9 protein-coding genes are annotated in these 11,382 nt (G+C 69.3%); 5 read left to right on the top strand and 4 right to left on the bottom strand.

The window, feature by feature from the left end:
* On the top strand, nucleotides 1–1,364 hold a 1,364-nt coding region (locus tag VHK87_RS04765; RefSeq protein ID WP_329633750.1), incomplete at its 5' end, for an OB-fold nucleic acid binding domain-containing protein.
* 26 nt (nucleotides 1,365–1,390) lie between these two features.
* Here the strand turns inward: VHK87_RS04765 and VHK87_RS04770 are convergent.
* Nucleotides 1,391–1,663 (bottom strand): hypothetical protein, encoded by a 273-nt coding sequence (locus VHK87_RS04770; protein WP_329633751.1) that lies wholly within the window; start codon nucleotides 1,661–1,663, stop codon nucleotides 1,391–1,393.
* Between the two features lie 175 nt (nucleotides 1,664–1,838).
* On the opposite strand from VHK87_RS04770, the gene VHK87_RS04775 reads away from it, so the two are divergent.
* Both VHK87_RS04775 and VHK87_RS04780 read left to right on the top strand, forming a co-directional pair.
* Nucleotides 1,839–3,356, top strand: a complete 1,518-nt coding sequence (locus VHK87_RS04775) for a carboxylesterase/lipase family protein (RefSeq protein WP_329633752.1) — start codon at nucleotides 1,839–1,841, stop codon at nucleotides 3,354–3,356.
* A 49-nt stretch (nucleotides 3,357–3,405) separates the two neighbouring features.
* Nucleotides 3,406–4,365 carry a Ku protein gene (locus tag VHK87_RS04780; protein WP_329633753.1) on the top strand — a complete coding sequence of 320 codons (960 nt, stop codon included), beginning with the start codon at nucleotides 3,406–3,408 and terminating at the stop codon, nucleotides 4,363–4,365.
* A 137-nt stretch (nucleotides 4,366–4,502) separates the two neighbouring features.
* On the opposite strand, the gene ligD is transcribed toward VHK87_RS04780, so the two are convergent.
* The 3 genes from ligD to otsB are packed head-to-tail and all read right to left on the bottom strand — an operon-like array spanning nucleotide 4,503 to nucleotide 9,343.
* The gene (gene ligD, locus VHK87_RS04785) at nucleotides 4,503–7,160 is read right to left on the bottom strand and encodes a DNA ligase D (RefSeq protein WP_329633754.1); all 2,658 of its coding nucleotides are present in this window, start codon (nucleotides 7,158–7,160) and stop codon (nucleotides 4,503–4,505) included.
* 36 nt (nucleotides 7,161–7,196) lie between these two features.
* Nucleotides 7,197–8,597, bottom strand: a complete 1,401-nt coding sequence (locus VHK87_RS04790; RefSeq protein ID WP_329633755.1) for an alpha,alpha-trehalose-phosphate synthase (UDP-forming) — start codon at nucleotides 8,595–8,597, stop codon at nucleotides 7,197–7,199.
* Nucleotides 8,594–9,343 carry a trehalose-phosphatase gene (gene otsB / locus VHK87_RS04795; RefSeq protein ID WP_329633756.1) on the bottom strand — a complete coding sequence of 250 codons (750 nt, stop codon included), beginning with the start codon at nucleotides 9,341–9,343 and terminating at the stop codon, nucleotides 8,594–8,596. The genes VHK87_RS04790 and otsB overlap by 4 nt, the downstream gene beginning before the upstream one ends.
* A gap of 162 nt (nucleotides 9,344–9,505) precedes the next feature.
* Here otsB and zwf point away from each other — a divergent pair, with 162 nt between their 5' ends.
* A complete protein-coding gene (gene zwf, locus VHK87_RS04800) occupies nucleotides 9,506–10,975 on the top strand; it encodes a glucose-6-phosphate dehydrogenase (RefSeq protein WP_329633757.1) in 1,470 nt (489 codons plus the stop codon).
* An 18-nt stretch (nucleotides 10,976–10,993) separates the two neighbouring features.
* Nucleotides 10,994–11,308, top strand: a complete 315-nt coding sequence (locus VHK87_RS04805) for a hypothetical protein (protein WP_329633758.1) — start codon at nucleotides 10,994–10,996, stop codon at nucleotides 11,306–11,308.
* The last annotated feature ends 74 nt before the right edge of the window (nucleotides 11,309–11,382 follow it).

The raw sequence follows: 11,382 nt of genomic DNA on the forward strand, positions 1-11,382 counted from the left end.
ACCTGCGCCGACGCGAGGGCAAGGACCGGATCGAGTTTCCCGCGCCCGCCCCCGAGCACGGCCCGGCCGACGAGCTGAAGCAGGTGCTGGGCAAGACCCTGGGCGTGCCCCTCTTCCAGGAACAGGCTATGCGGCTGGCCATCGAGGCGGCCAAGTTCACCGACGCCGAGGCCAACGGGCTTCGGCGCGCGATGGCCACCTTCCGCCACTATGGCAGCGTCGGGGTCTATGGGCAGAAGTTCGTCGAGGGGATGGTCTCGCGCGGCTACGACGTCGAGTTCGCGCAGCGCTGCTTCAAGCAGATCGAGGGCTTCGGCTCCTACGGATTCCCGGAGAGCCACGCGATCAGCTTCGCCCTGCTGGTCTACGCCTCGTCCTGGATCAAGTGGGCCTATCCGGACGCCTTCTGCGCGGCGCTGATCAACTCCCAGCCGATGGGCTTCTACCAGCCCGCCCAACTGGTCCGCGATGCGCGCGAGCACGGGGTGGAGGTCCGCGCCCCCTGCATCCTGGCCAGCGACTGGGACTGCACCCTCGAGGAGGCGGCGGAGGTGCGGGAAGAGCGGCCGCATCCGCACGGCCGGACCGGCCCCCTGAAGGCCGTACGCCTGGGCTTTCGCCAGATCCGCGGCCTGAAGGAGGAGGAGGTCCGCCGCCTGATCGACGCCCGCGTCGCCGGCGCCCGCACCATCCCCGACCTCGCCCGCCGGGGCCGGCTCTCGCGGCGGACGCTGGAGCTGCTGGCCGAGGCGGACGTGTTCCGCAGCCTGGGCCTATCCCGCCGCGACGCGCTGTGGGCCGTGAAGGGCCTGGTAGGCGAGGCCAAGGTGGAGACCGACGCGCCCCTGCTGGCCCGCATGGGCGTCACCGAGGCCGGCGTCGCACTGCCCGACATGGCCCTACCGCAGCACGTGGCCGAGGACTACCGGACCCTGAGCCTGTCCCTGAAGGCTCACCCGGTGACCTTCTTCCGAGAGCAGCTGGCCAAGGCGGGGGCCGTGCCCTGCTCCAAGCTCACCGAGTTGACGAACGGCCGGCGCGTGGCGGTCGGCGGACTGGTGCTGATCCGCCAGCGACCCGGCACCGCCAAGGGCGTCACCTTCCTGACCCTGGAGGACGAGACCGGCCCCGCCAACATCGTCGTCTGGAAGGACGTCTTCGAGCGCCACCGCAAGCTGGTGATGACCTCGTCCTTCATCATCGTCCGCGGCAAGCTTCAGCGCGAAGGCGAGGTCATCCACTTGGTCGCCGACCAGTTCGTCGACCTCTCCAGCGCCCTCTCGCAGCTGCGCGAGGACGAGACGACGCCGAGGGTGCGCTCCAAGGTCGACGGTGGACTCATCCGAAGTAGGGACTTCCACTAGCGAGGGATCACGGAGCGCCCGACGAGCTAGCCTCGCCGACGCTTCAGCAGGTCGAGACCCTTCCCTACGCCCCACAAGGCCAGCGGGACCGTCGCGGCCAGAAGCGACGTGCTTTGGAAGACCGCGTCCAAGCTGCGTTGGTCGACCTCGCCGAGCGACTGGTAGGTGCTCAGCACCGCCACCAAGTCCTTCGCGAACGTCCACAAGGCCAACGACACTGCCAGGATCAGCAGGATCGCCGTCATGGTGACGTTGATCGCCATCGCCACCCTCTGATCCAGGTCGTCCCTCTCAGACATTCACAGCCTCACCGCTTGCCTGGCATCGCCACTCTAAAGCGAGCGCAGACGCAGGTCACGCCGCGGCCGCCTGCCCGATCTTCCTTCCCCGCTGCGCAGGGGAAGAAGGGGGTGCTTGCGTGGCGCCGGCTCGCCCGGCAAAGCTCGCCCGAAGAACACGGGGAGCGGAACAGACATGCGGCGCGCCATCGCCTTCATCGCCGGGATCGCGGCGCTCGCCCTCGGGACCGCGGCGTGCGCCGAGGCGCCGGTCGTGCGGGTCGAGAGCGGCGAACTCGTCGGCGAGGCGACGGAGCGGGCGAGGATCTTCCGCAACGTGCCCTATGCCGCGCCGCCGGTCGGGCCGCTGCGGTGGAGGCCGCCGCAGAGGCCGCTCGGCTGGCAGGGCCGGCGCGACGCCACGAAGAACGGCCCCTCCTGCCCGCAGCGGATGAACGCCAACGGCAAGCCGAACGGCGGCGGGGCGAACGGGCCCACCTCCGAGGACTGCCTGCAGCTCAACGTCTTCGCCCCACTCAAGGCGAAGAAGGCGCCGGTGATGGTCTGGATCCATGGCGGTTCGCACACGACCGGCGCCGGCTGGGTCTACGACGGCCAGAACTTCGCCCGCGACGGCGTGGTGGTGGTGTCGATCAATTACCGCCTGGGCCCGCTCGGCTACTTCGCCCACCCGGCGCTGACCAAGGCCGCCGGCGCAGCCGAGCCGCTGGGCTCCTACGGCCTGATGGACCAGATTGCGGCCCTGGAGTGGGTGAAGCGCAACATCGCGGCGTTCGGCGGTGATCCGGGCAACGTCACCGTCTTCGGCGAGTCCGCCGGCGGCATGAGCATCTTGCACCTGTTGGCCACGCCCAAGGCCAAGGGCCTGTTCCACAAGGCGGTCGTCCAATCGGGCCTGGGCTGGTTCCAACCCGAGGGGCTGACCAAGGCGGAGAGCGAAGGCGCGGCCGTCGCCGAGAAGCTCGGCCTGTCCGGCGCGGCCGCGACGCCGGAGCAGCTGCGCGCGGCTCCCGCCGACGAGCTGATCGCCAAGGGCGGCGGCAGCTACGGGCCGTTCCCGGACGGGCGGCTGCTGAAGGAAACCCCCACCCAGGCCTTCGCCGCCGGCCGCGAGATCGACGTACCGCTGATTATCGGCTGGAACAGCGGCGAGGACTCGCTGATGGGCCCGCGCGTGCCCGATCCGGCCGCCGCGGCGGCCCGCTTCCCGGCGGCCCAGAGCCCGGCCTACGCCGATGAATCGGCCGCGGGCGGCGAGCGGCTGCCGCGCACGGCCTTCACCGACGCGGTCTTCGGCGCGCCCGCCCGCTGGGTGGCCGCCCAGGCCGCCGACGGCAAACCGGCCTGGCTCTACCACTTCTCCTACGTCGGCGGCCGCTTCCGCCCGGCCATGACCACCGCCGCCCACGCCGCCGAGATCCAGTACGTGTTCGAGTACTGGGGCCGCCGCACGCCGGAGTCGGCGATCACCGACGAGGACCGGGCGATGGCCAAGCTGGTGCACGGCTGCTGGGTCGCCTTCGCCAAGACCGGCGCGCCGACCTGCGACGTCGCCTGGCCGAAATACCGGCCGGCGAAGGACGAACTGGTGGAGTTCGGCGCCCAGGCCGGCGTCCGCTCAGGCTTCCGGGACCCCGAGTTCGATGCTCAGGACGCCGCAATTCTGCCAACCTTGGCATTGCCTCCGAACTGATTCGCCTGCGCCGGCGTTTCCGGACTCTGGTAAGTCGCGGAGACGTCTCATGGCCACCCGTCCGACCTGGCAGGGCTACTTGCGCCTGTCCTTGGTCAGCTGCCCGGTCGCGCTCTACACCGCCACCTCGCGCAGCGGCGATGTCAGCTTCAACATGCTGCACAAGGAGACGCACAACCGGATCCGGATGATCCCCACCGATCCGGAGACCGGGCCGGTGGACCGCAGCGAAATCGTCAAGGGCTACGAGGTCGAGAAGGGCCGCTACGTCGTCATCACCGACGAGGAGATCAAGAACGTCCGGCTCTCCACCACCCGCACGCTGGACATCGAGCGGTTCGTGGACGAGGCCGAGATCGACCGGCTCTACTGGAACGACCCCTACTTCCTGGTCCCGGACGGGGAGATGGCGGTCGAGGCCTTCACCGTTATCCGCGAGGCGATGGAGAACTCCGGCAAGGTCGCGCTGGGCCGCCTAGTCATGCACCAGCGCGAGCGGCTGATGGCGCTGGAGCCGCGCGACCTCGGCATCCTCGCCTACAGCCTGCGCTCGAACCGCGAGGTGAAGAACCCGGCCGAGGTGTTCGACAACATTCCCGACGTGAAGCCCGACAAGGCGATGGTCGACATCGCCACCCAGATCATCAAGCAGCAGGAAGGCCCGTTCGATCCGTCCAAGTTCAACGACCGCTACGAGGACGCGTTGCGGGCGCTGATCAAGGAGAAGGAGAAGGGCCACACGGTCGGCACGCCCGAAAAGCCGAAGGAGGCCGAGGTCATCGACCTCATGGAAGCCCTGCGCCGCAGCCTCGGCCAGGGCGGCGGATCCGGCGGCGCGGCGAAGAAGCCGGCCGCCTCCACCTCGCGCAAGGCCGCCGCCGAGAAGGCCGCCGACCCGCCGAAGATCGCCACGTCGAAGGCCAAGCCGGCGGCCAAGAAGGCGCCTGCAAAGGCCGCGGCGGCGAAGAAGCCCGCCGCGAAGAAGGCGCCGGCGCGCAAGAGCGCCTAGCGGGCCGAGGCGCGAGGACTGCCTCTACCGTAATCCCGACCGCAACCCGGCGTGAGCGGGCTGGAGAGCCGGGGCCCAGGAATCTGGCGCAGTGCTGGGTCCCGGATCGGCCTTGCAGGCCGTCCGGGATGAGGAGGCTATTTGAGCTTCTTGATCGCGTCGATCAGCGGGCGCTCCGCGTCGCAGTAGCTTTCCCAACCGGTGGTCTTCGTCAGCAGCTTGGGCGCCGTGCGGATGGTGTATTTTTTGGGATCCAGCCCCGGCTTCACCTGGCTCCAGGGGATCGGGAAGGACACCGTCGCGCCTTCACGGCCGCGGGGAGAGAGCGGAGCCACCGCCGTCGACATGCGGTCGTTGCGGAGATAGTCCAGGAAGATCCGCCCGCCCCTGAGCTTCTTGCTCATGTTGACGAGGTATTTGTCCGGGGCGTCGGCGGCGACCACCTGGCAGACCTTCTGGGCGAAGGCCTTGCCCGTCGGCCAGTCCACCTTGGCGCGGGTCTTCGCGAGCGGTGTGACCACGTGCAGGCCCTTGCCGCCGGTGGTCTTGCAGAAGCTCTCCAGGCCCAGAGCCTCCAGCCGCTCCTTGATGTCGTAGGCCGCTTCGATGACCCGGGTGAAGGGCACGTCGGGGCCGGGGTCCAGGTCGAACACCAGCCGGCCGGGTGTCTCGGGCTCGAAGGGCTGGCAGTTCCACGGGTGGTATTCGACGGCGGCCACCTGGGCGAGCGCGATCAACGCCTCGATGCGGTCGACCTGCAGGTAGGGCTTGTGGTCGCCGAACACCTTCACTTCGGAGAGCAGGGCCGAGGCGCCCTTGTGGGCGTGGCGCTGGAAGAACTGTTCGCCGCCGATCCCGTCCGGCGCGCGGATGATCGAGCAGGGGCGGCCTTTGATGTGCTCCATCATCCAGGGGCCGACGGCTTCGAGATAGCGGGCGAGGTCGAGCTTGGTGACCGGCGTATCGTCGCCGGCCGCGTTCGGCCACAGCGGCTTGTCCGGATTGGAGATGACGATGCCCAGAACGACAGGCGGCTCGGACGCCTTCGCCTTCGGGGCGACCTTGGCCTTCGGCTTGGCCTCTGGCGCGGGATTGGCCAGTTCCACCTCGCCCAGCGGCGCCGGCGTCTCGGCCTCCACCTCCTCGGCGGGCTTGTCGGCGCGCAGGCCCTTGAAGGCGGCCTGGCGCACCTTGCCCTCGCCGGTGAAGCCGGCGAACTCGATCTCCGCCACCAACTCGGGCCGCGCCCATTGAACGTTGGGCTCCTTCTTCGGCGCGCCCGGGCCGCTGAACGGGCTCTTGTCGGTGGCCAGCGGGACCAGCTTCGGCAGCACCTCCTTCACCTTGGCGGCGCCGAACCCTGTCCCGACTCTGCCGATGTAGACGAACTGATCGTTCCTGTAGGCCCCCACCAGCAAGGAGCGCAGCTGGCCCTTGTCGCCGGTCCAGCCGCCGATCACCACCTCGTGCCCGCCGCGGCACTTGGACTTCAGCCAGGTGTCGGACCGGCCCGAGCGATACGGCGCATCGAGGCGCTTGGACACGATCCCTTCGAGGTTCATGCGGCAGGCGCTCTGCAGCACCGCATCGCCGCCGGTCTCGAAGTGGTCGACGTAGCGGATCCGGGTCTTCAGCTTCGCGCCGGCGGCCTCGATCACCGGCTGCAGCCGCACCTTGCGCTCGCGCAGCGGCAGGTCGCGCAGGTCCTCGCCCTCCAGGAACAAGACGTCGAAGGCGAAGAACACAAGGTCCTGCGTCTTGCCCGACGACAGGGCCGCCTGCAGGGCCGGGAAATCCGGCGAGCCGTGGCTGTCCAGCGCCACCGCCTCGCCGTCGTAGATGCCGTCCGGCAGGGCCGCGCCGGCGGCGGCGATCTCCTTGAACTTGGCGGTCCAGTCCAGGCCCGAGCGGGTCTTCAGCACCGCCTTGTGCTTCTCCACCCGCAGCTGCAGCCGGTAGCCGTCGAACTTGATCTCGTGCGCCCATCCCGCGCCGGGCGGCGGCCGGTCCACGGACCTGGCCAGTTGCGGCGGCACGAAGCCCGGGAGGGCGGCGGCCTTCAGCTTGGGCGGCGGCGGGGCGGCCAGCGCGGCCGCCTTCGGCTGGGCCTCGGGCACGTCGGCCCGGTTCGATTGCCAGACATCGTTGGCGGGCCTGGCCTTCTTGCCGGTCAGCATGAAGGGCTTGGGCCCCTTGCCCTTGCCCGCGGCGATCTCGTCCATGGTCCGGCCGGAAGCGACGGAGGTCGTGTCGCGCTCGGTGATCTGGCCCTCTTCGCCTTCGACGGCGAACTCGTCGCGGTGCTTGATCAGCAGCCAGTTGTTCTTGGAATTGCGCCCGCCCTCGCGATCGTTCTTCATCCGCACCAGCACGAAGCCGCCTTTCAGCCGCTCCCCGTCCAGCACGATCTTGAAGTCGCCCTTGGCGAGCGCAGCGTGGGCGTTGGTGCCCGGCTCGGGCGCCCAGTAGCCGCGGTCCCAGAGCATCACCGAGCCGCCGCCGTACTGACCCTTCGGGATGGTCCCTTCGAAGTCGCCGTAGTCGAGGGGATGGTCCTCCACCTCGACGGCGAGGCGTCGATCGTGCGGGTCGAGGGACGGGCCCTTGGTCACCGCCCAGGACTTGAACACCCCATCGAGCTCGAGGCGGAAATCGTAGTGGAGCCGGCTCGCCGCGTGTTTCTGGATCACGAACCGCAGCCGGTTCGAGGGCGCGACCGTCTGGTCTCCAGACGGCTCGGCCGTTTTGGTGAAGTCGCGCATCGACTGGTATTTGGCGAGCTTCGGCGACGCCATTCGGACCCTCTCAAAGTCGCGCGCCTGCGACGCGCATTAACTCGCGAGCGCGGTCCGTCTCTCCTCCAGGCCTTCCAAGGCGCGGACGAAGCTGTCCCGCCAGGCGGTGACGTCCTCACGGCTCACGTTCTCGAAGAGAGCGCGCCAGCGGCGAATTCGCTCCGGAAGCTCCATGGCCAAGGCCCGCTTGAGCGCCTCGGAAATCTCCTCGGGGCTGTTGGGGTTGATCAGCAGGGCCTCCGACAACTGGTTGGCGGCGCCGGCGAACCTGGAGAGCACCAGCACGCCGGGATCCTCGGGACTCTGGGCGGCGACGAACTCCTTGGCCACCAGGTTCATCCCGTCTCGCAGGGGCGTGACCAGGCCGACTCGCGCGGCGCGGTAGAGGCCCGCCAGCTCGTCGCGGCGGTAGTTGCGGTTGACGTAGCGGATCGGGTTCGAGTCCAGGTCGGCGTACTCGCCGTTGATCCGGCCCGACAGGGCGTCCAGGCGGGCGCGGATCTCCTGGTAGGCCTCCACGCCCTCGCGGCTGACTGGGGCCACCTGCAGGAACAGCACCTCGCGGCGCAGGTCGGGGTTGTCGGCCAGGAACCGCTCGAAGCCCAGAAACCGCTCCTCCAGCCCCTTGGAATAGTCAAGCCGGTCGACGCCGACGATAAGGCTGCGGAACACCGTGTGGGCGGCCATGATGTCGTGGGTCCGCCGGGCCCTGGGCCAACGCTGCAGGTCCGCGAACTCGGCGGAATCGATGCCGATCGGGAAGGCGCCGACCTGTAGCGTCCGGCCGAAAGCGCGCAGCCGCCCGCCGGGCAGCCGTTCGCCCCCCGCTTCGGCCAGGACGTACTCCTCGAACGCCTGCAGATATTCCTCGGTCTGGAAACCCACCAGGTCGTAGTCGAACAGCGACTGCACGAGCTGGCGATGGCGCGGCAGGGTGGCGACCAGCTGGTGGGCCGGCCAGGGCACATGCAGGAAGAATCCGATGCGGTTCTTCAGCTCCAGCCGCCGCAGCTCCCGCGCCAGCGGGATCAGGTGGTAGTCGTGCACCCAGACGAGGTCGTTGGGCTCGACCAGCGGGCGCAGGGTCTCGGCGAACCGGCAGTTGACCCGCTCATAGCCCTCGCCGAACGCGCGGTCGTAAGCCGTCAAGTCGATCCGGTAATGGCAAAGCGGCCAGAGCGTCTTGTTGGCGAAGCCGTTGTAGTACTCCTGGTAGTCGGCTTCCTCGAGGTCGACGGTGGCCACCGTCACGCCCTCGGACTTCTGCATCTGGAACTGGCCGGTGAATTCGGGCGTGGTCTTGCCGCTCCAGCCGAACCAGATCCCCGAGTATTCTCGTAAGGCCGCGGCCAGGGCCATGGCCAGGCCGCCAACGCTCTCCTCGCCCTTGCCGGCGGGCGGCGTCACACGGTTCGAGACGACGATCAAGCGGCTCATCGCGCGGCCTCCAGCCAGGCGAGCACGGCGTTGACGTCGGCCATCCGCCAGCGGGCGGCGGTGGGCCGGGGCGGCCCTACCAGCACGCCGTAGCCGCCCAGCGCGGCGGCGGCTCGGAAGGCCGGCTCGTCCGTCAGGTCGTCGCCGACGAACACCGGGACCGCGCCCTCGAACGGGGGTGCGGCCATGAACTGGCGCAATGAGTCGCCCTTGCTCGGGCCGGGGGTGCGCAGTTCGACGACCATGTGGCCCGGCTGCAGCGACAACCCCGTGCGCTCGGCAAGCTCCTGGGCCAGCCCCACGGCGCTCTCGGCGAAGGCGGGAGCCAGCCGGTAGTGCAGAGCGATGCTATGGCCCTTATCCTCGACGATGAGGCCGGAGTCCTGTTGCGCGAACTCGCGGCAAGCCTGCTCCACAGACGGCAGCTCCGGGTGCGGCGTCCGGTCGAGGATCTCGCCGTCCGAGGTGCGCCGGATCAGGCCGTGAACGGACGCCACCGCCGTCACGCGCCGCTCCAGGATCCGGTCCACGTCAGCCAGCGTGCGGCCGCTCAGAACCGCCAACCGCCCCTCCAGGCCAGTGTGCAACCGGTCGATCAGCCGGGTGACGCGGGGGGTCGGCTTGACGTCCTGCGGACGCGAGGCGATCGGCGCCAGTGTGCCGTCCAGGTCCAGGAACAGCGCCGTGCCTTCCAGCGACAGCGCCGCCGGTGGTCGGTTTGCAGTGATCGTGTCGTGAGCGTTCATAACTACGGCCGCCCCTCCGGCATCCCTAACGCACCAAGGTCCAGCCCGATCCATGGTCAAGGTTGACTGCGATGAACTTCGCGAGCGGATTTGGCGTTGCCTCGCCACGTGCTAGCAGGCCCGCAGCGCCCCCGGCGCCGTCGATCAACAAGAGGTGACCCCATGGCCGAGGCTGCGCTCGCCGACGTGCTCGTCCTGTTCGGCGCCACTGGCGATCTGGCCCAGCGGATGCTGCTGCCCTCGATCTACTTCCTGGACGCCGACGGGCTGCTGCCCGACCGGCTGAGGCTGGTGGCCACCGCCCGCACCGAGATGTCCCGCGAGGCTTTCCTGGACGCGGCCCGCAAGACGATCGCGGCGCGCGCCGCGCCGGATCCGCTCGACGAGAAGGTCTGGAAGCGGTTCGCCAACCGCACCGACTATGTGGCCGCCAACGCCGCCGAACCTGACGGCCTGGCGCCGCTGCGAGCGAGCGTGGGCGAGGCCCGGCGGCCGATCTTTTACCTGGCCCTGTCGCCCAGCCTTTATGGCCGGGTCTGCCGGGCGCTGGAACTCTCGGGCTTGGCGGGCCCCGAAGCGCGGATCGTGCTGGAGAAGCCGATCGGCCGCGACATGGCCAGCTCGCGGGCGATCAACTCGACTGTGGGGGACGTATTCAGCGAGGACCGGATATTCCGGATCGACCACTACCTCGGCAAGGAGACGGTGCAGAACCTGATGGCGCTGCGGTTCGGCAACATCTTCTTCGAGCCGCTGTGGAACAACCAGACCATCGACCACGTGCAGATCACTGTGGCCGAAACCGAGGGGGTCGGCGAGCGCTGGCCCTACTACGACGAATACGGCGCGCTGCGGGACATGGTGCAGAACCACATGCTGCAGCTGCTCTGCCTCGTGGCCATGGAGCCGCCCAGCGACCTCGCGCCGGACTCCGTCCGCACCGAGAAGGTCAAGGTGCTAAAGTCGCTGCGCCCCTTCACCCGGGCGGACGCGGCCATGAACAGCGTGCGCGGCCAGTATGTGGCCGGCGTGGTCGGCGGCCAGACAGTGGCCTCCTACGAGACCGAGCGGGGCGAGCCCAGCGACACCGACACCTTCGTGGCCCTGCGCGTCGACATCGCCAACTGGCGGTGGGCGGGTACGCCCTTCTTCCTGCGGACCGGCAAGCGGCTGCCAGAGCGGCGCACCCAGATCGCCATCCAGTTCAAGGCCGTGCCTCACTCGATCTTCGACGGCGCGGCCCAGGCGGACCTGACGCCCAACCGGCTGGTCATCGACCTGCAGCCGGACGAGGACATCGAGCTGATCCTGATGAACAAGGCGCCGGGGCTGTCGCAGGGCGGGCTTCGGCTGCAGTCCCTGCCGCTGTCGCTTTCGCTGCTGCATACCTATTCCGGGCCGGGCTTTCGGCGGCGAATCGCCTATGAGCGGCTGCTGCTCGACGTGATCTGCGGCGCCTCCACTCTGTTCGTCCGTCGAGACGAGGTGGAGCGGGCCTGGGAATGGGTGGATGGCGTCGCGGCGAGCTGGACCGACTCGCGGATGGCGCCGAAACCCTACGCGGCCGGCAGCTGGGGACCGGCCGGCGCGTTCGCACTGATCGAGCGATCGGGTCGTGCCTGGTATGATTGAGGCGGGTAAAGAGAAGCCGTGAGCGAATTCATCGACCTTCGCGGCGCCTCGGGCGCGGCCTACCGTTTCCGCCGGGCGGACCCCGCGGCCCTGCCGGCCACCGCGGGCAACTTCGTCTATGTCCGCGAGGAGGCCGGAGAGCCGGAAGTCGTCTGTTGCGGCACAGCCCTCAGCCTTACGTTGGCCGCCGACCTGTCCCGCAACATGAAGGACCGGTACGGCGCCACGGACCTCTACATCCGCCTGAACGTCGCCCGCGCGGTGCGCCTGGGCGAGCATCAGGACATCCTGGAACACTCCAAACCCCCGTCGAGCTTCGACGAGATCGGCTAGGCCGTCGATGTCCGCACGGTGGACCTACGACGGCGTTCCCGTCGCCCAGGAGCGGCCGTTCGGCGCCAGTGTCA

The organism is Phenylobacterium sp., assembly GCF_036263695.1.
In the GTDB taxonomy this organism is placed as follows: domain Bacteria; phylum Pseudomonadota; class Alphaproteobacteria; order Caulobacterales; family Caulobacteraceae; genus Phenylobacterium.

Coding starts and splice junctions, on each gene's coding strand:
- VHK87_RS04780 (WP_329633753.1), top strand. CDS start 3,406: ATGGCCACCCGTCCGACCTGGCAGGGCTACTTGCGCCTGTCCTTGGTC.
- VHK87_RS04775 (WP_329633752.1), top strand. CDS start 1,839: ATGCGGCGCGCCATCGCCTTCATCGCCGGGATCGCGGCGCTCGCCCTC.
- VHK87_RS04790 (WP_329633755.1), bottom strand. CDS start 8,597: ATGAGCCGCTTGATCGTCGTCTCGAACCGTGTGACGCCGCCCGCCGGC.
- otsB (WP_329633756.1), bottom strand. CDS start 9,343: ATGAACGCTCACGACACGATCACTGCAAACCGACCACCGGCGGCGCTG.
- zwf (WP_329633757.1), top strand. CDS start 9,506: ATGGCCGAGGCTGCGCTCGCCGACGTGCTCGTCCTGTTCGGCGCCACT.
- ligD (WP_329633754.1), bottom strand. CDS start 7,160: ATGGCGTCGCCGAAGCTCGCCAAATACCAGTCGATGCGCGACTTCACC.
- VHK87_RS04770 (WP_329633751.1), bottom strand. CDS start 1,663: ATGTCTGAGAGGGACGACCTGGATCAGAGGGTGGCGATGGCGATCAAC.